The 18,876-nt window shown below is 39.2% G+C and carries 17 protein-coding genes and 2 pseudogenes; 10 read left to right on the plus strand and 9 right to left on the minus strand.

Annotation, left to right across the window (positions count from 1 at the left end):
- Positions 1 to 849: 849 nt before the first annotated feature.
- The gene (gene gloA / locus PSR9079_RS16275) at positions 850 to 1,377 is read left to right on the plus strand and encodes a lactoylglutathione lyase (protein WP_149982442.1); all 528 of its coding nucleotides are present in this window, start codon (positions 850 to 852) and stop codon (positions 1,375 to 1,377) included.
- A 71-nt stretch (positions 1,378 to 1,448) separates the two neighbouring features.
- Here gloA and htpX read toward each other — a convergent pair whose 3' ends face one another.
- From htpX to bioB, 5 genes are all read right to left on the minus strand, one after another.
- Positions 1,449 to 2,312: a protease HtpX gene (gene htpX / locus PSR9079_RS16280; RefSeq protein WP_064666216.1), complete on the minus strand. Its 864-nt coding sequence runs from the start codon at positions 2,310 to 2,312 to the stop codon at positions 1,449 to 1,451.
- Between the two features lie 139 nt (positions 2,313 to 2,451).
- Positions 2,452 to 3,135: a dethiobiotin synthase gene (gene bioD / locus PSR9079_RS16285; protein WP_149982443.1), complete on the minus strand. Its 684-nt coding sequence runs from the start codon at positions 3,133 to 3,135 to the stop codon at positions 2,452 to 2,454.
- Positions 3,136 to 3,153: 18 nt separating this feature from the next.
- Positions 3,154 to 3,972 (minus strand): methyltransferase domain-containing protein, encoded by an 819-nt coding sequence (locus tag PSR9079_RS16290; protein WP_149982444.1) that lies wholly within the window; start codon positions 3,970 to 3,972, stop codon positions 3,154 to 3,156.
- Positions 3,969 to 5,123, minus strand: coding sequence for an aminotransferase class I/II-fold pyridoxal phosphate-dependent enzyme (locus PSR9079_RS16295; protein WP_149982445.1), 1,155 nt, complete (start codon positions 5,121 to 5,123; stop codon positions 3,969 to 3,971). The genes PSR9079_RS16290 and PSR9079_RS16295 overlap by 4 nt, the downstream gene beginning before the upstream one ends.
- Before the next feature lie 55 nt (positions 5,124 to 5,178).
- Positions 5,179 to 6,219, minus strand: a complete 1,041-nt coding sequence (bioB, locus tag PSR9079_RS16300; protein ID WP_149982446.1) for a biotin synthase BioB — start codon at positions 6,217 to 6,219, stop codon at positions 5,179 to 5,181.
- A gap of 95 nt (positions 6,220 to 6,314) precedes the next feature.
- Between bioB and bioA the strand changes: the two genes are divergently transcribed.
- Complete coding sequence (bioA, locus tag PSR9079_RS16305) at positions 6,315 to 7,616, plus strand: adenosylmethionine--8-amino-7-oxononanoate transaminase (RefSeq protein ID WP_149982447.1); 1,302 nt, start codon at positions 6,315 to 6,317, stop codon at positions 7,614 to 7,616.
- Between the two features lie 247 nt (positions 7,617 to 7,863).
- Here the strand turns inward: bioA and tnpA are convergent.
- A pseudogene (gene tnpA, locus PSR9079_RS24030) lies at positions 7,864 to 8,159 on the minus strand (IS200/IS605 family transposase); the annotation flags it as partial.
- 407 nt (positions 8,160 to 8,566) lie between these two features.
- On the opposite strand from tnpA, the gene PSR9079_RS16315 reads away from it, so the two are divergent.
- Genes PSR9079_RS16315 through PSR9079_RS16325 form a run of 3 tightly spaced genes read left to right on the plus strand, consistent with a single transcriptional unit; the run spans position 8,567 to position 11,202 of the window.
- Entirely contained in the window at positions 8,567 to 9,757 is a 1,191-nt protein-coding gene (locus tag PSR9079_RS16315) for a sensor histidine kinase (protein WP_149982448.1), read from the plus strand.
- Positions 9,732 to 10,097 carry a response regulator gene (locus PSR9079_RS16320; RefSeq protein ID WP_149982449.1) on the plus strand — a complete coding sequence of 122 codons (366 nt, stop codon included), beginning with the start codon at positions 9,732 to 9,734 and terminating at the stop codon, positions 10,095 to 10,097. The genes PSR9079_RS16315 and PSR9079_RS16320 overlap by 26 nt, the downstream gene beginning before the upstream one ends.
- 40 nt (positions 10,098 to 10,137) lie before the next feature.
- Positions 10,138 to 11,202: an HD domain-containing phosphohydrolase gene (locus tag PSR9079_RS16325; RefSeq protein ID WP_149982450.1), complete on the plus strand. Its 1,065-nt coding sequence runs from the start codon at positions 10,138 to 10,140 to the stop codon at positions 11,200 to 11,202.
- Between the two features lie 218 nt (positions 11,203 to 11,420).
- Here the strand turns inward: PSR9079_RS16325 and PSR9079_RS16335 are convergent, their stop codons facing one another.
- The gene (locus PSR9079_RS16335) at positions 11,421 to 11,855 is read right to left on the minus strand and encodes an AAA family ATPase (protein ID WP_149982451.1); all 435 of its coding nucleotides are present in this window, start codon (positions 11,853 to 11,855) and stop codon (positions 11,421 to 11,423) included.
- Between the two features lie 287 nt (positions 11,856 to 12,142).
- Between PSR9079_RS16335 and asnS the strand changes: the two genes are divergently transcribed.
- From asnS to PSR9079_RS16355, 4 genes are all read left to right on the plus strand, one after another.
- Positions 12,143 to 13,540 (plus strand): asparagine--tRNA ligase, encoded by a 1,398-nt coding sequence (gene asnS / locus PSR9079_RS16340; RefSeq protein ID WP_149982452.1) that lies wholly within the window; start codon positions 12,143 to 12,145, stop codon positions 13,538 to 13,540.
- Positions 13,541 to 13,699: 159 nt separating this feature from the next.
- The gene (locus PSR9079_RS16345) at positions 13,700 to 15,241 is read left to right on the plus strand and encodes a methyl-accepting chemotaxis protein (RefSeq protein WP_149982453.1); all 1,542 of its coding nucleotides are present in this window, start codon (positions 13,700 to 13,702) and stop codon (positions 15,239 to 15,241) included.
- A gap of 204 nt (positions 15,242 to 15,445) precedes the next feature.
- Positions 15,446 to 15,760: a hypothetical protein gene (locus PSR9079_RS16350; protein ID WP_149982454.1), complete on the plus strand. Its 315-nt coding sequence runs from the start codon at positions 15,446 to 15,448 to the stop codon at positions 15,758 to 15,760.
- An 86-nt stretch (positions 15,761 to 15,846) separates the two neighbouring features.
- Positions 15,847 to 16,167, plus strand: coding sequence for a hypothetical protein (locus PSR9079_RS16355; protein WP_149982455.1), 321 nt, complete (start codon positions 15,847 to 15,849; stop codon positions 16,165 to 16,167).
- An 82-nt stretch (positions 16,168 to 16,249) separates the two neighbouring features.
- Here PSR9079_RS16355 and PSR9079_RS24035 read toward each other — a convergent pair.
- Positions 16,250 to 16,545: pseudogene (locus PSR9079_RS24035) on the minus strand (hypothetical protein); the annotation flags it as partial.
- A 448-nt stretch (positions 16,546 to 16,993) separates the two neighbouring features.
- Here PSR9079_RS24035 and PSR9079_RS16370 point away from each other — a divergent pair.
- Positions 16,994 to 17,431 carry a DUF4265 domain-containing protein gene (locus PSR9079_RS16370; protein WP_149982456.1) on the plus strand — a complete coding sequence of 146 codons (438 nt, stop codon included), beginning with the start codon at positions 16,994 to 16,996 and terminating at the stop codon, positions 17,429 to 17,431.
- A 378-nt stretch (positions 17,432 to 17,809) separates the two neighbouring features.
- Here the strand turns inward: PSR9079_RS16370 and PSR9079_RS16375 are convergent, their stop codons facing one another.
- Positions 17,810 to 18,661 carry an HDOD domain-containing protein gene (locus PSR9079_RS16375; protein WP_149982457.1) on the minus strand — a complete coding sequence of 284 codons (852 nt, stop codon included), beginning with the start codon at positions 18,659 to 18,661 and terminating at the stop codon, positions 17,810 to 17,812.
- Between the last annotated feature and the right edge of the window lie 215 nt (positions 18,662 to 18,876).

Below are 18,876 nucleotides of genomic sequence, written 5' to 3' on the forward strand. Positions count from 1 at the left end.
TTCACAAGGTTTAGTGTCATTGAGGGATATTTGGATCAATATTCATTACGGGAGATGAACCGCCCATTGCGGACCCGCATGATGGGTGGTGTGGGGGCTGGAGGTTAGAGACCTCCGGCTACCCGATTAGGTATTCTTTAACCTTTTTAGTTGCTTAACACCCAAGAATGTACCAATAGGAATAAATAAAAGCCATAGATACGCGAAATATTTGCAGTAATTAACAAACAACTTGGAGCTATGATTTTTATTCAATAACCAAACACTGATAATTAGACCGATTAAAGCAGGAATTATTTGGATAAGAGAAAGCACGATGCCTGCGGATATATGACCTGCTACTAATTTAGGATCGTTTGTAGATAATTCTAGGAATGCGGAATATAAACCTGAAAAGAAGTTAAATAATGATAAGAGTAAAAAGCATTGTAAAACGATACTTATAAATTTTAGTAGATTAAACAAACTCGAACCTTCCCTGAATACCTAACAGCTTATTGAACACCACTTTGGGGGTTTATCACACCCCAAAACGGCGTATATTACATTGCTTAATAATTCCACTAAACAACTTCAATGTAAACAAGTAATTACGTAGGTGGTAAAATTACCCTTTCTAAAATAGACCAAAACGACTTTTAATAATGTTATTGGACAAAATACCAAATACTGTATAAATAAACAGTATCGCTAAATATGCCATTTTTTTGCTTATAAAACATTCAGCTCACTGGCTGGTAATTTAGCTCGGTGGTTTTAATTTTTGCTGCTGTTGATTATGATGAGCGCACACCCTGCCTTTTTTAAATCCATTAAGGTTTTTTCAGTCATTTTATTAAGGATTATCTCATGTCTAGCTATAACGAATCTCCAGAGCAAATTGCACAGGCCACTGAGGGCTATGTGATGCAGCAAACCATGTTGCGTATTAAAGATCCAAAACCATCGCTGGCATTTTATGAAAACGTATTGGGCATGAAGCTGTTAGGTAAGTACGACTTTCCTGGTATGGAGTTTACTTTGTACTTTTTAGGCTATGAGCAAGATATGCCAAAAGGCGATGATAAACAAAAAACACAGTGGGTGTTTCGCCGCCCTGCGCTGATTGAGCTTACCCATAACTGGGGCACTGAAAACGACGACAGTTTTACCGGTTATCACAGTGGTAATGAAGAACCAAAAGGCTTTGGCCATATTGGTATTAGCGTACCCGATGTATACGCTGCCTGTGAGCGCTTTGCTAAGTACGATGTGGAGTTTGTAAAACAGCCAGATGGCGGCTCTATGAAAGGCCTTGCCTTTATTAAAGACCCTGATGGTTACTGGATTGAAATACTCTCGCCAGAGGGCATTACAGATATTATTCAATCGCAATAAAAACCATTAAGCATAAAAAAGCCTGCAAATGCAGGCTTTTTGTTACAAGTACTGTGAAAAACTTGATTTTTTTAACGACGTAGTGCGTCAATACGTGCATCCAGCGGTGGGTGAGATGAAAACAACTCAGCCATGCCTTTACCACTGGCAATACCAAAGGCCATCATTGAGCCTTCTAATTGCGATGGGTGGTTTTGCTTTAATCGCTCAAGGGCTGAACGCATTTTGTCTGCGCCAACCAACTGAGCTGCGCCGTTATCGGCTGCAAATTCACGTTTACGGCTGTAATGGGCAACCACTATGCTCGCCAATACACCAAATAATACTTGGAATAACATATCGAATAAGAAGTAAGTCCAGCTACTGCCGCCCTCTTCTTCATCGCTATTGATAAAGTTGTCAACAATGCCAGCCAGCACTTTCGCGGCAAAAATAACAAAGGTATTAACCACACCTTGAATAAGCGTGAGCGTTACCATGTCGCCATTAGCAACATGCGATACTTCGTGCGCCAGTACGGCTTCTGCTTGATCTTGGCTCATGTTATGTAATAAACCCGTACTTACCGCCACCAACGAATTATTTTTACTTGGGCCGGTTGCAAACGCGTTCATTTCTGGGCTGTCGTAAATCGCCACTTCTGGCATGTTAATGCCGGCTTTTTTAGCTTGAGCAGCCACAGTGTTTACCAGCCATTGTTCGGTTTCGGTACGAGGTTGGGTGATCACTTGCGCACCGGTTGATTTTTTTGCGATCCATTTCGACATAAATAACGAAATAAACGATCCACCAAAACCAAATACAGTCGCAATTAGTAAAATTCCGCCAAGGCTACGATGGCTTAAGCCCAGCGCACTCATTATTATTGAAAGCACCACACCTAATACCAACATAACCGCGAGGTTAGTTAATAAAAACAAAAATACACGTTTCATACGAGTTCTCCAAAAATAACATTTATTGCTGAGCGATTTACTATGTTTGATCGGCTTTGAGCAATCACTGCGTTATGACACACTATGTCATAACGTCAGCGCTATTCTGTGACAAACTATGTCACAACACAAGGGTTATTTATGGATTTATCGATAATTTTTCAAGCAGAGTTTTATAAATTTGTAATTTAGGGGTTTGCTCTGTGTATGGGCTAATGGCAAGCAGTGGAAATGGTAAACGTGTTTTAAGTGAATCTAGGTTTGCTTGGTATTCATCCATAGTGGCATCAACTTGGTTTGCAATCCACCCTACACAATTAATCCCTAAGCTTTGCATGTGTGCAGCAGTGAGTAATGCATGATTTATACAGCCTAGTTTCATCCCTACCACTAATATTACTGGCAGTTGCTCTGCTTTTACCCAGTCGTATAAATACTCGTTATTATTAATTGGTAATGCCCAGCCGCCTGCACCTTCTGTTAACAGATAATCTGCGCCTTGTTGCTTAACATGTTGATAAGCCGTGCTTAGCTTTTCTACTGTTATGTTTAGTCCCGCTTGCTCTGCAGCAATGTGCGGAGCTATTGGCGGCGCAAATGCAAATGGGTTAATTATGTCGTATTTAGCACTGACTGTGGCACTTTCCATTAGCATTAGCGCATCTGCGTTTACGAGCTGCTCAAACGCCATTTCACACCCAGAGGCAATCGGCTTAAAACCTATTGCGCGCTTTTTATGTTGCGCGAGTAACTTTAACAGCAAACTGGTTACATGAGTTTTACCGGCATCGGTATCGGTACCGGTAATAAAAAACTGGTTCATGGCATGGCCTTATTATTTTTACTGGGCTTTTTCTAATGATAACAATACTACATGGTAAGATACATGGGCTTTATTGTTTATAATCGGATAGGCATCACATACTTTTTGCAGCGCTGATTTGGTTAATAAACCACGACGACTTGTTGCATGATTTTGTGCTGTGGCACCAATGGCTTTAATCGATTTTATAGCCGCTAATGCACTGCTGTGCTGATCGGTATAGATGACTTTTTTTGATGCGTTGATCTTAAACCCTGCCTTTTCGACCGATTGGTTTATATTATTATGGCTTGCAAACTGATTAATATGATTATGTGAATCAAGCGCAGCAAAGGCGGTTTTTATTTCGTTTAATGACCCTGCAACAACCGTACTAATATAGGCTTGCCCGCCTGGTTTTAATGCTTGGTAAAGCGAGTGCATTAAGGCTTCAAAATTAGCAGACCACTGCAGCGCAAAATTACTAAATAGAACGTCAATACTGTTAGCTTGCAGCGGTAAATTATCCATGTCGGCGCACAGTTTAGGAGTTTTTAAAGCACTGCTTTTTAGCATGTTAAAACTTAAATCTATGGCAACAACTTGGCCAAATAATGCCCTTAAAGCCTGAGTATTAACAAGCGGCCCTGCGCCTAGGTCAACACAGAGCTTTTTAGGGTTTGCAGTAATGAGTTTAAATAAATCATTTGCCGCTTGTTTTTGCACATTGGCATGCTGGCTGTAACTGTTTGCTGCTTTTGAAAAGTTATGTGCTGTGGTTTTTTTTAAAACCTGAGCAGCTATACACACATTTGTAGGGCTAAGTGGCTTAGCTTTAATTGCCTGCGGGCTTATCATGAAATGACCTTTTGTAAACTACCAACGAGTTGTTTTATATCCTCATGGGTGTGGGCTGCACTTAAGGTAATACGCAAACGCGAGGTATTGTGTAAAACAGTTGGCGGGCGAATAGCCGTTAACCAAATGCCCTGCTGCTTTAGTTGCTCACTGGCTTTTAACGTTTGCTCGGCGCAGCCTAAAACAATCGGTTGAATCGCGGTGTTAGAGTCCATTAGCGCAATGTGCTGCTCTTTTGCTAGGCGTTTAAACAGCGCAATATTAGCGTTTAATTTAGCTCGCCTGTCGTTGGCGTCTCTTATGCTTTTGATACGCGCCAAAGTATGAGAGGCAATAAACGGCGACATAGCGGTTGAGTAGGTATAATCACGATTAAACTGCAGCATGTAATCTATAAAATGCTGCGAACCTAATACGCACGCCCCACTACTAGCAACCGCTTTACCAAAGGTGATCACTAAAATATCGGGCAAAGTGTCGGCTGCAATTAAGGCTTCACAACTGCCAAGCCCCGATTTTCCTAAAACACCAAAACCATGGGCATCGTCTATCATTAACCAGGTGTTATGCTGCTTTGCTAAGGTAAATAGCGCTTTAATTGGCGCGGTATCACCATCCATGGAGAACACACCTTCAGACACAATGAGCTTATTGCGCGCTTTTGATTTTTCTAGCCGTGAGCGTAAATGGTTTATATCGTTATGGTTAAAGCGTATTAACGCGGCGTTGGCGTGTAATGCGCCATCAATTAAACTGGCATGATTGAGTTTATCTTGAAAAATAGCACTGTGTTGCGCTGTCGCTTTATCTTGAAACAAGGCTTTAATAATACTGCTATTTGCGCTAAAGCCCGAATTAAACAACATGCCTGCCTCATAACTCAAAGCACTACATAAAGCATGCTCAAGCGCTTGCTGTGGTTGTTGATAACCCGTTACTAGTGCTGAGCTGTGGCTACCGAGTAAGGGCGCACTGGTTAACTCCACCGGCGAATCGCCAAACCCTAAGTAATCGTTACTCGCAAAGTTAAGGTAGGTTTTATCATTAACCGTAATAGTGCGCGCCGTTGCGCTTTGTACTACATAGCGTTTACGCAATAGCTGCTGTGCTTTGCGTTCATCTAAATGGGTGTTTATAAATTCAAATGACATAAATGCTTTAACCTTCAACGCGATACTTTAAACCATTAGCATAGTACTGAGCACTTTACGCTTCGTAAAACAATTCTGAGGTTGCTTTATCAGCCACTTGCGATGACAAAGACGCAGTAACGGCTTCATCTGAATAATCGTGGCGTGTTTCTGGGTTCATCCCGAGCTTTTTAATTAATTGCATGTCGGCATCGGCTTCTGGGTTTTCGGTAGTAAGAAGTTTATCACCATAAAATATAGAGTTAGCACCGGCAAAAAAGCACATTGATTGCATTTGCTCGTTCATTGCAGTGCGCCCTGCCGATAAACGTACGTAGCTATGGGGCATCATAATACGTGCTGTGGCTATGGTACGAATAAACTCAAACTGATCTAAGTCATCAACGTTTTCAAGCGGTGTCCCTTTCACCTTTACTAGCATATTAATTGGCACACTTTCGGGCTGCTGGGGTAAATTAGCTAACTGCATTAATAAGCCATAGCGGTCGCTTGCTTGCTCACCCATACCGACAATACCGCCGGAGCAGACTTTCATACCAGCGTCTCGCACATTGCCTATAGTATCAAGGCGGTCTTGAAAGGTACGAGTTGATATAATTTGCTCATAGTATTCAGGTGAAGTGTCGAGGTTGTGGTTATAGTAATCAAGCCCTGCACTGCGCAGTTCATGGGCTTTTTCGTTATTTAACATGCCTAAAGTCATACAGGTTTCAAGGCCAAGGGCTTTTACTTCTTTTACCATTTGCGAAATGTATGGCATGTCTCTGTCTTTTGGATCTGACCATGCAGCCCCCATACAAAAACGGGTAGCGCCTTTTTGTTTTGCTAACCGCGCTTGCTCTACCACTTTTTCTACTTCTATTAGGCGCTCGCGTTCTAAATCAGTTTTGTAATGACCCGATTGCGGGCAATATTTACAGTCTTCTGGGCAGGCACCGGTTTTAATAGATAACAACGTAGAAATTTGTACTTCGTTTGGATTAAAATTAGCGCGATGCACAGAGGCGGCTTTAAATAATAAATCGTTAAATGGCATTTCAAATAAGGCTTTCACCTCACTGTGGGTCCAATCGTGGCGAACAGTTGCAAGCTCCATAATACTCTCTTTTATTTTTTGCTCTTTGTGTTATTGGCTTAGAATACGTATTGCCGTACCATTGTCAACGAAGCCCACTTAGTTAAAGTTTACATATGATTAATAAACAAACGATAGACCTTGATTTTGATCGTCAGCACATTTGGCACCCCTACACCTCAATGACTCAACCTATTCCGGTTTACCCCGTTACACATGCAAGTCACAACCTTATTCACTTAGAAACGGGCGAACAACTCATTGACGGTATGGCCTCATGGTGGAGTGCTATTCATGGTTATGGTCATCCAGTATTGAAAAATGCAGTGATTGAGCAAGTAGATAAAATGAGCCATGTAATGTTTGGTGGCATAACCCACCAGCCAGCAGTAGAGCTTTGTAAAAAGCTGGTTGCAATAACCCCGAGTAAGTTGCAAAAAGTATTTTTAGCCGACAGCGGCTCGGTAAGTGTTGAAGTGGCGATAAAAATGGCTTTGCAGTATTGGCTTAGTCAAGGAGTAACCAGCAAACAAAAACTGATGACGCCTTATAAAGGCTATCATGGCGATACCTTCGCTGCGATGAGCGTATGTGATCCTATTAATTCAATGCACTCTTTATACCAAGGCTTTTTACCTGAGCATGTATTTGTGCCTGCACCAAAGACTCAGTTTGGACAACAGTTCGATAAACTAGAAGCACACCACCTTGCACAGTATTTCGAAGAACATCATCAGCATGTTGCAGCTTTTATCATCGAGCCAATTGTACAAAATGCAGGGGGAATGAACTTCTATCATCCTGAGTATTTAAGAACCGTGCGTGAACTATGCGATCGTTACGGCGTATTATTAATTTGTGATGAAATAGCCACAGGGTTTGGCCGCACAGGTAAGTTATTTGCCGTAGAACATGCTGATATTGAGCCAGATATTTTATGCATAGGCAAGGCACTCACAGGTGGCATGATGACGTTATCTGCCACATTAACCACAGATAAAATTGCCATTGGTATCAGCGAAGGAGAAGCTGGGGTGTTAATGCATGGCCCAACATTTATGGGCAATCCATTGGCCTGCGCTGTGGCTTGTGCGAGTATTGATTTATTACTTGAGCAAGACTGGCAACAACGAATAAGCCAAATATACATTCAACTGCAACAACTTAATAAGTGCAGTGAACTAGATGCTGTTGCCAATGTACGTACCTTAGGCGCAATAGGTGTTGTTGAACTAAACGATGCTGCAGGCAATGTCGATGTTGCTAAAATTCAGGCTTATTTTGTAGAGCAAGGCGTATGGATCCGCCCTTTTGGTAAACTAATTTACCTTATGCCACCGTATATAAGTGACGATACCAGTATAAAAAAACTGTGTGATACCATTTATAATGCCATTAAAGGCAAGTATTACGCTTAATAACCGGTCTCAATACAAATTATAGTGCTAGGTATAAGTAACTTACCGATACATTTAGTGTTTTTATCTATTAAGCGAGTTTGTGATTATTGTTATCGTTAATCACAAACTATATGACAATAGCAGCGTAGGATCTTTCCGTTAGGGGGGCTCATTGTCATTCCCTCTCTCTCGTATGCTAGCCGCTGATATAGCAAACCCAGTTTGATTTACCAAAGCTTAAAAGCGAGTTAACTGTTTATTTAGGCAACTGCTTTTTAACATAAAGGCACTTTTAAAAACCTCTCTTACCGTTAAACTTCTAATAATCGTTACCAACTGTGTAATGCTGTAGGTCAGAACTAACTGAACTAAAAAATGAATATGATCTTCATCCGTCGCAACTGCTAAAATTTGATTTCGTAGCGCTTTTCTATTTCAGCACAAATTTTTGTGATTGCCCTAGCAACTCTCACATCAAGAATCTCTTCTATATTTTGCAGGAAAAACTCAGTGATAAAGTAAAACTGTCACATTGTGGCTTTTGTGTATAAATTCACTCATTACTCAATACTACGCAGCAAGCTGCGGGCAATAATCCAGAGGAAATTTAAACACGTTCCCCGTTAAAGCCTGCCCTATTGCGCTTAAAACGAATACTTTTTTCTTTTAAAGCTCCCACGATGTCCGACGGCTAATAATATATTCGCGTTAAACAATGAACTTCTTGCTATTAATGAATTGTTGCTGTTTACTAAACGTATATTAATATTGAGATAGTCCCACTCTGATATCGCTTATCCAGTTACGCTTTTTATATTAGTTAGTACAACATAGTACAAATTAAAACACATTATTAATGTATTGTTTTGGTGCATTTAGTATAAAAAACTATATACACAGCGTTGCAGAACCTAAATTTTAAAGTTTATGAAATAGTTCCGCCCTTAATGGTACAAAGGATCTAGATAGTGAATAAAATAAGTACCAAGAAAGAACTATTAGAATACTCCGAAAGTATTGTAAATACGGTTCGAGAACCACTGATTGTTTTAGACCAGCACTTAAGAGTAGTAACAGCGAGCCGCTCATTTTATGAGTTTTTTCGCGAAAATCACAAAGACACGGTTGGGAAGCTGATATACAACCTTGGTAATAACCAATGGAACATTCCCAAACTACGTGAATTATTAGAAACTATATTGCCTCAAAAAACGAGCTTTGATGATTACAAAGTTGAGCATAACTTTAAAACAATTGGCTGGCGCACAATGTTGCTCAACGCAAGGCAAATTAAACGTACGCAATCAGAAGATCGTATAATTTTATTGTCTATCGAAGACATTACCGAACGTAATGCCATTCAAGAAGGGCTAGTAAAAGCGAACAAAGAGCTGGAAGTGCTAACTAATGACTTGGAAAGTGCTGCTCGAGTTAAGTCAGAGTTTCTAGCAAATATGTCGCATGAACTAAGAACCCCACTTAATTCTATTAATGGTTTTTCTGAAGTGCTCTACGATGAAACTTTTGGCACTTTAAACGACAAACAAAAACAGTATGTTAAAAATGTATTGGTGAGCGGCAAACATTTACTGTTACTTATTAACGAAATACTGGATATGGCAAAGATTGAAGCAGGCAAAATGAGTCTAACAATCTCTTATTTGCCGATATGCCAAGTATTGCACGAGATTACAGGGCTTACAGCTGATACAGCTAATCAGAAAAAATTGAATATGTGTCTTGATATTGCTGATGACTTGCCACCAATTGAAGCTGACTCTCTTAAGGTTAAACAGATACTTTATAATTTGCTTTCAAATGCAGTGAAATTCACACCAGATGAGGGTCAAATTGGTGTCAAAACACGACATACTGATACAGAAATAGAAATAATAATTTGGGATACGGGTATAGGTATTGCTGCTGAAAATATGGAAAAAATATTTGAAGGCTTTTTCCGTATAGAAACCCCCTATTCTAGATTAACCGAAGGTACAGGGCTTGGACTCCCTATTGCAAAAAGTCTAGTTAAGTTGCATGGAGGCGAGTTTGTTATTGAATCTGAAGGTGTTAATAAAGGCACATCAGTTCGTATCACTTTGCCAATTAAACAAAAGTCTGTGGCCAAGCATAATGAAAACCAAAATAGTTGTAGTTGATGATAATGCGAATAATCTATTGCTAGAGGAAGATCTCTTACTCATGGCAAATTTTGAAGTATTTACTGCTATGAACGCAACAGATGCGCTTTTGATTATAAAGCGTGAGACTCCAAAAATTATTATATTAGATGTCCAACTCCCAGATATATCTGGAGCAGAAGTTGCAAAAATTTTGCGTCATGAAAAAGAAACGGCAGATATTCCTATTGTTTTTGTTACGGCTTCTGTTTTACCCGCTGATATAGATCAACTACTGTGCATACCTAACTGTGGGTATATTTCTAAGCCTATTGATACACGTACGTTCGCTCAACAAATAAGTTTATATATAAAATAATGACTATAATTATTTAAACCTTGATACACAGGAAAAGCTAATGAAAGATAGCACTTTAATTTTGGTTGTAGATGACAACCTTCAAAATATTGAACTTATGCAAGCTTATCTTGAACCCAAGGGATATAAAACAGTAACAGCGACTGGTGGGCAAGAAGCATTAAATATTTTAGCACAACAACCCGTCGATCTTATTTTACTTGATATAATGATGCCTGATATGAACGGCTTTGAAGTAACGCGCAGAGTTAGAGAAGACGCTCTATTAAAGCTATTACCTATCGTCCTTATTACTGCCTTAAGAGAGACAAAAGAGCGAGTTAAAGGGATTGATGCTGGTTGTGATGATTTTATTACAAAACCTGTAGATAAAAACGAGCTATTATCGCGTGTTAAGTCCCTTCTTAAGATTAAAGACTATAACGATTTAAGAACAAATTATCAGAAACAATTAGAAGCAGAAGTTGCTCAAAGAACTGAATCACTAAAGCTAGCAATGCAAAGTATTAAAGCCGCATCACTAGAAACAATTAATAGACTAACCAAAGCTGCTGAATACAAAGATGAAGAAACGGGTGCACACATTCAACGCATGAGCTTATATTCCGAAGCCGTTGCACGCAGTGTTGGATTAGATGAGGTAACAGTTGAAAATATTTTATTTTCAGCGTCAATGCACGATCTCGGAAAGATTTCTACACCTGACCATATTTTGCTAAAAGCAGGACAACTAGATGCTGCAGAATGGGAAATAATGAAACAGCATACCGTTGTAGGCGCCAGTATACTTTCGGGTTCTGATTCTGAAGTTATTAAGTTAGGCGAAGTTATTGCCCGCTCACACCATGAAAAATGGGACGGATCTGGTTATCCTGATGGCTTAAAAGGTAATGAAATTCCAATTGCAGCACGCGTAGTTGCTATTGCTGATGTATTTGATGCCCTGTCGTCAAAGCGTCCTTATAAAAAATCATTTTCTGAAGAAAAAACATTTGCCATTATTGCAGAAGGCAGTGGGAATCACTTTGACCCCAAAGTAGTAGATGCTTTTTTTGCAGTTAAAGAAGAGATTTTAGCGATTAAACAAAAGTATGCTGAAAAGTAACACGCCCATAATCAATTAGATGAAACGCCATTAACGGACCTAGTACCAATAATCCTTCACCAATGGAAGGCTTTCCTCAAGTAGGTTTTTTAAGAGTTTTATCACTTCTGCCAATATTGAATGGGATAGCAGCAATGATAAAATCACGGCTCACTTAGATGTGAATACACAATGCGATATAAAGGCATTAACTAAACTCTAGTTAATACTTAAAATACCTACCACTCAAACATGTAAGCCATTTTGCTGATCATTTTCAGTGGAATGTTATGGCTATTACGTTTGGCGTACAGGTGTTGCATTGATTTGTCTTTTACTTCACCCACAATCACTTCTTTAACTTGGTAGCCTAGTGCAACAGCGGCTTGGCTATAAGCAATAAATTCCCATTTCTTGATGTTAGTATTATCAACGATAATAAGTGGGATTTCTTGCGCTAACGCATTTATAAAACGAGCTAAATTTAAATTGTGGTATTGCGACTGCTTGAACTTATCAAAATGATACTCCCCTTGCTCATTATAAAAATAATCATCGGTCGAACAAATTAAGTATTGGCTTTGATCGCCCGCTACCATTTCATCGGCTAGGTTTTGCGCATAATAAGACTTACCACACCCTGGTAAACCACGTAAAATAAAGACTTGTTTCATAATACCTATATGTTTAGCAAGTTAGTTTAAATATCGTAATTGCATATAATGCCACAAAACCCGTTTTTATCGCAGTGAAAATCGCCTTTAAATTTTGATCTAAGTTGTTTCTTATCACAAAAAATTAAAGTTCTAGGTTTTAAACGACAAAAAACCACAAAAATGCAAAAGAATAAGCAAAGAGTTACTTTTGAATGTTTTTTTATTTTACATTCAAAGGTAAGATACACCGTTCAAGTGCAATAGCGCACATATTAATGTAGGCAACTTATATCATTGGAGTGAAGATGAGCCACTTAGCGATTTCAGAGCTATTAAAAGGCAAGGTTGCGGTAGACAGCCAAGTAACAATTAAAGGCTGGATCCGTACACGCCGCGATTCAAAAGCAGGAATTTCATTTTTAGCCGTTCATGACGGTTCGTGTTTTGATCCTATTCAAGCGGTAGTACCTAATTCACTAAATAATTATGATGAAGTTACTAGCCTAACAGCCGGTTGCTCTGTGTCAGTTACTGGTGTTTTAGTACAATCAGCAGGCCAAGGTCAATCTTTCGAAATTCAAGCAAATAGCGTACAGGTACTTGGTTGGGTAGAAAACCCAGACTCATACCCAATGTCGGCAAAACGCCACAGCATTGAGTATTTACGTGAGCACGCTCACCTTCGCCCACGTACCAATATGATTGGTGCGGTAACACGTGTACGTAACTGTTTAGCGCAAGCTATTCACCGTTTCTACCATGAGCAAGGTTATTACTGGATCAGCACCCCTATCATCACCGCAAGTGACTGTGAAGGTGCAGGCGAAATGTTCCGCGTATCAACGCTTGATATGCAAAACTTGCCACGTACAGATAAAGGCGATGTTGATTACAGCGAAGACTTCTTTGGTAAAGAAGCATTCCTTACTGTATCAGGTCAGTTAAATGGTGAGACTTACGCCTCAGCGATGTCAAAAATTTATACTTTTGGCCCGACTTTCCGTGCAGAGAATTCAAATACTTCTCGCCACTTGGCAGAGTTTTGGATGGTCGAGCCAGAAGTTGCGTTTGCTGATTTAGAAGATATCGCCAAACTTGCTGAAAACATGCTTAAGTATGTGTTCAAAGCGGTGCTTGAAGAACGTCGTGATGATATGGAATTTTTTGCTCAACGTGTTGAGAAAACTGCTATCACGCGCCTAGAAGAATTTGTTGAGAAAGATTTTGCACAAGTTGATTACACTGATGCAGTAGAAATTCTTAAAAACTGTGGTAAGAAATTTGAATACGCCGTTGAATGGGGTGTTGACTTACAATCTGAGCACGAGCGTTACTTAGCAGAAGAGCACTTTAAAGCACCGGTAGTTATTAAAAACTACCCACGTGATATTAAAGCATTCTACATGCGCCAAAATGAAGACGGCAAAACCGTTGCTGCAATGGACGTTGTAGCACCAGGTATTGGCGAGATCATTGGTGGTTCACAACGTGAAGAACGTCTTGATGTACTTGATGCACGTTTAGAAGAAATGGGCTTAAACAAAGAAGACTACAGCTGGTATCGCGACCTACGTAAATACGGCACTGTACCACACTCAGGTTTTGGCCTAGGTTTTGAACGTTTAGTTGCCTATGTAACGGGTATGGGCAACGTACGTGACGTAATCGCCTTCCCTCGTACCAAAGGCAGTGCAACTTACTAAAATGAGTTGATGCTCATTACTGCAATAGATTACTGCAAAAGCCAACCTTAGGGTTGGCTTTTTTAATGGTAAATTTATGCCCATATAAGACCTTTTAATAATTGATTTAGTTTGTTTTATATTCAAAACTAAAAATTACAATAAAAAAAGGCCAATGGCATGAATTTAAACTCACTGTTTTATGCATTATTCTATTTCGTAATTGCTGTACTGTACTTTTTTGCACAACTGACTCTAGTTAGCGCGCTGCTGTTATCTGCATTTAGCGCTCTGATATTTTTTCGGGAGAAAGTTTTTGCTAAAAAAGCTCCAGTTAAGCCTGAACCTGATAAACATGCAGTTATTACTAAGGTTGCTGATAATATCACTAAGGCAACGTCTAAAAATGCTATCGGTGCAGCAGAAGTTGCATTTTATATTGATAGTTTAGCCAAAGAAATTGATGGCTGTTATAGCGAAAGTGAAGCCGTTAGCCAAGCAACCCAAGCGCTATTCCACAATAGTAGCGAGCTGACTAATGATATAACCACCGTTAGCCAAGCAATGATGCAAACAACAAAGGCATCGAGTTCTGCTGATCAGCGCCTGCAATTGGCCACAGAACAAATAGACTCGTTATCTGGCTCCATTGATAAGGTATCTAAGCAACTCGATCTACTGCTAAAAAGTGCCACAGATATTCAAAGTATTACCCAAGTTATTCAAACTATTGCAGAGCAAACCAACCTACTCGCATTAAACGCAGCTATTGAAGCGGCTCGTGCTGGCGAGCAAGGCAGAGGCTTTGCTGTGGTTGCCGATGAAGTACGAAACCTAGCTAATAAAACTAATCAAGCCACTAAACAAATTGCAGATATGCTCACGGAAATTAATGCCAATAGCATGCAAACAAATGACGACATGAAGCAAGTATCAACACGCAGTGATTCTGTAAAACAACAACTAGAGAACGTCACTCAATCATTTTTAGCAATTAACCACGATATTAGTGAGTCATCATCAACACTTGAAAACATGCAGCAAGCAGTCAGTGCGTTTCAAAATGCAACCACACAAATTAATACCTCGGTGGGTAGTATTAGCCACCTACTCGCTGAAGTATCCACTAAAAGTACTTCAATCTCTGATCAAGCCTCTAATTTATCACTGGGATCTGAAACAATTTTCAGAGAGCTTAATAAAGTAGAACATAACGCATTCTTTAAACCTATTTTAGAAGCTGCACTACAAGCAAGCTCAGCCATATCAACTAAATTTATAGAGCTACTAGCAACATCACAACTAAGCGAGAAACAGTTATTTTCTCAAGATTATAGAGAAATACCCAATAGTAACCCAACCAAGTACAGCACCGACTACGACAGCTTAACCGATAAAGTTTTACCGCCAATACAAGAACCGATTCTTGAAAATAAACAAATCCTATTTGCTGGTGCAGTCGACAAAAAAGGTTACTTCCCTACCCACAATAAACGCTACAGCCAGCCTTTAACGGGCAACTACCAACAAGATTTAGTGAATAACCGTACTAAACGTATTTTCAACGATGCCACCGGCAGCCGCTGTGGCAGCCACACTGAGAGCTTTTTACTACAAACCTATAAACGTGATACCGGCGAGATTTTACATGACCTATCAGTACCCATTTATGTAAATGGCAAACACTGGGGCGGCTTTAGAATTGGTTTTAAAAGCAGTTGAAAAGAAGCTGTAAGCGATAAGTCATTATTAACCACTGTTTTGGGGGAAAATAACAAGTCTTGAATTTTTGCTATTTTAATCACTTGTTTACAAAAGTAATTATTGGTGGAATTATCAAAGTATGTAATATATGCCGTTTTGGTGTGTTATAAAACACCAAAATGATGTTCAATAAGCTGTAATGTGCTCAGGAGGCTTTTGTACTTGATTGATAATATTTCTTATGCAAAGTATATGATTGAGTGGCTTGATAAATCAGGTGTCCCAGATAACCAACTTGCCCAAAACTCATTTGAATTAATCAAAGAATATTGGTTTAAAAATACTGATATTAACCTTGAAATAATTCGTAGTAAATTATGGGACTGGGTTGATTCAAATGACGGTTATAATTTGACTACAGAACTAGTCATCAAAATGAGAATTATTTTGTGTATGGCTTTTGAGGACAACCAAGAACTACAAAATGTTGGCTACTTCGAGGACTTATTGGTAAATTTAGATTCAAATAAAGCTTAGGTATATTAAGCACATAATAAGGCATTAGTTTTCTTATTATGATTCGTTTTATATTTTTAAGTTTGTTTATGTTGGCAGGGACAACTATGGCTTCAAATGAAATAGGACCACCAGAAGGAGTCTCGGCTGAAGATTGGGAAGTCTATCTAAAGCACAAAAAGGACTGGGAAGCCATGCTTCAGCAAAGGTTTGAAAATGAACTCAAAGCGACACCACCGTTACCTCCTTGGGAGAAGTTTCCTGAATATGAATCGGGCAATATATTTTGGCGAATGGGGACAGGTGAAGAGTATCTAACCGATTATTTTACTGTTTATTTAAAGTACGCAAGTAAAGACGATATTCAGGCATATAAATTAAAATACTCGGCTCCTAAAACTTGGGAAAGTTGGTATAACGAAAACTAATCGGGTAGCCGGAGGTCTCTAACCTCCAGCCCCCACACCACCCATCATGCACTTTTTATTAAAATGAAGTGCGATGGGCGGTTCATCTCCCGTAATGAATATTGATCCAAATATCTCTCAATGACACTAACCCTTGTGAAGCTAAGTAATCATTGCCTAATGCAATGTTAATTCCTTTTGTTTTTGAGCTTCTACAAGGGCCTTCGCTTCCAAGCGCCTACTTTTGGTACTGGTGATACCACAGGCTATTGCGAGCCGTTCGCTGACACCCAGTTTCATTAAACTGCGTACTTTAGTGCGTGCTATTTTTTATAAAGAGCGCCACTGCCGCCAGTAGCACATTCTTATCCTACGGCGGATCCAGTGATCTAAATCCACCGTTAGCTAATTAAAATAAAGGTCAAAATAGACAGTCCAATGGCGCGACGACAGGTTTTTCTTGAAGGAATGGCAAACAACGTGGTTTTATAGAGCCGCTTTACTGAGGTGAAAAGCGAAATTTTACGGTCAACAAAGGCATGAAAAAACTGATCTTACGGGTTCAAACGAAAGTAAACTCCCAATACAACTGTATTGCTTAGTTCATAATATAGAAAAGCTGCAAACAGGCTGCATTAAAACCACTTAAGCCGTAATATAGCCAGTAAACCAACTGTAATACCTTGCAAAATGCCAATTAAAGCAACAGCAAATCCTTTTTTATATTTTATGTGAAAGTCAGTTGTCGATTGAATCAAAATAGGAACTCGGCTATGGTTAATGCATCAATAAAAATAAATTAAAAACGAGTTATTCTACAAGCTCGTTAGGTGAAAAAGGAAGTTCAGTGTCTGCCAAAAAAGTAATGTTCGCTTTAGATATCGAAAACGGTTGGCCACCAGTAAGTGCTGAAGGTGCTTGGTGCGAGCGAGTTAATGGTAACTATAAGTTAGTTAATGCCCCTTTCTTTGTTCCTGATTTGGCTTATGGCGATATTTTTTCTGCTACTCCTGATGAAGTAAATGAGCATATATTTGAATTTAAAGTTGTAAAAAAGTCAGGTCATTCTGTTATCTGGGTTATGAATAATGATGGTATCGATACCACTTTTTTCATAGATATGCTTAAACGACTAGGTTGTAAAGTTGAGACTCTCAACCAGTTTTCTTTAATGTCAGTCGATGTACCGCCAGGACTAGATCTTGATGCACTAGATCCACTATTAGATTTACATGCAGAACAAGGCTTAGAATATGCTTTTCCAGTCTGGAGGCACGGTGATTAATTTAACCTAATCGGGTAGCCGGAGGTCTCTAACCTCCAGCCCCCACACCACCCATCATGCACTTTTTATTAAAATGAAGTGCGATGGGCGGGTCATCTCCAGTAATGAATATGTATCCAAATATCTCTCAGTGACACTAAACCTTGTGAAGCTAAGTCATTGCCTAGCGCAATGTTAATTCCTTTTGTTTTCGAGCTTCAACGGTAAGCGTATAGCTAACAACACCTAGTTTACTCAATGTTCCAAGGTAACAGCGGCTCAAGGTTATTAGGCTGCTCAGTAAGGTACCCAAGCAAGTAGAAATATAGTGCTAAAAACTGGACTAACATTGGCACTAAACGATAGCTGAGGCGAAAGCTAAGAACCTTAATTAATTATTTATGAGCAACTGTTTAAAAAATCAATAACGTCCTCTTGTAAGTCACAATACTCATCATCATTCAAATGCAGTACATCTAAGACTTTTGATTCTATAATACCCCATTGTGGTATAGGCGAGCCTCGTCTGACCATAGTCACTAAGTTTTCAGACATTTTCAAAATAGCAAAGCAGATTTGTTCATCTGTATCTGTCACCTCAGCAAGAATAGCTGCATTGTGGTGGTTGAGGATTAACTGACATATCTCTTTTGGTAAATGCCAACTATTAGCAAAATAATAGCCAACAACTGCATGGTTTGTTTTATATAAACGCTCTTCAATCTCAATAATAGTTTCTTTGTCTGTTTGATTAGCGCAGTGTAAAGCGGTTAAATAATTATCATATTTTATTGCCATAGGAGGCACACCACAATCATGAAAAAGCCCAAGCGTATACAAGGGCTCTATGGCTATCTGTTTTTTAAGACGCTGACCTATCATCATGTTTACATTAGCAATCTCGGTTGAAGTATCCCAAAATCTTTCTAAACTAATACAGCTGTTATCGGTTGCAAACATTTCTTTTAATTTCAAGCCCTGTGCAAGCGCATTGACTCCATCCCAACCAAGAAACATCACGGCTTGTTTTATATCAGCCACAGTACGAGATAAGCCATAAGCAGGAGAATTTATTATTTTTAGTATTGCTGATGAAATCGCTAAGTCTTTTACCACTACCTTAGCAGCATCAGCAATAGGCGCATCGCCAGTTGCTATTAAATTTTGTAACTCAGTTAATATTTCAGGTTTAGGAGGAATAATAAAATTTCTATTTATATCTTTCAGTATCTGTTCGTTTATCTCAATCATGTATGTTTGATCCCTGAAGGTGCTTATCATTATAAGAACAAATAGATAATTAATAGTAGAAGTTCATCGCAACTATGACAACTAAAATAGGAAGCGCTAGATGAATTACAGCTCAAATAGTTAAGCTATTACTGACAAATAAAAAGCACTGTATATACATGGCTATGTTGTCTTTCGGTGTTGGTGAACTATAGTTAATGTACTGAAACCCAACA

The organism is Pseudoalteromonas rhizosphaerae (genome assembly GCF_902498845.1).
Taxonomy (GTDB): Bacteria; Pseudomonadota; Gammaproteobacteria; order Enterobacterales; family Alteromonadaceae; genus Pseudoalteromonas; species Pseudoalteromonas rhizosphaerae.